Source organism: Hungatella sp. SL.1.14, assembly GCF_024460495.1.
In the GTDB taxonomy this organism is placed as follows: Bacteria; Bacillota; Clostridia; order Lachnospirales; family Lachnospiraceae; genus Hungatella; species Hungatella hathewayi.
On record NZ_JANFYJ010000277.1, the window covers coordinates 1 to 306 of the forward strand.

Sequence of the window (306 nt, forward strand, 5' to 3'; positions counted from 1 at the left end):
CTGCTGGTCCGGATGGAACTAATACCACTATCTTCTATGGAGTGGAACCTCTGTTTGAGTTCGCTTTTTCGAACGAATCTTTAACCGAGTCCTTGATTGAATTTGGCGAGATTAAGAATGAAACCGAGCAGACGGTATATTACTCCGGTGATGCCGAGATCGGGGTTGTGATTACCATCCATGCCATTGGAAATGTGAGAAACATCACGATTTACAATACCGGGACGAGAGAGGTAATGCGTATTGATACTGATAAAATAAAGCAGCTAACTGGTTCTGGAATGGTTGCTGGCGATGAAATCATTA

Annotated in this window: 1 pseudogene; it reads left to right on the forward strand. The window is 43.1% G+C overall.

The window, feature by feature from the left end:
* Positions 1-306, forward strand: a pseudogene (locus tag NE473_RS30975) (phage distal tail protein); the annotation flags it as partial.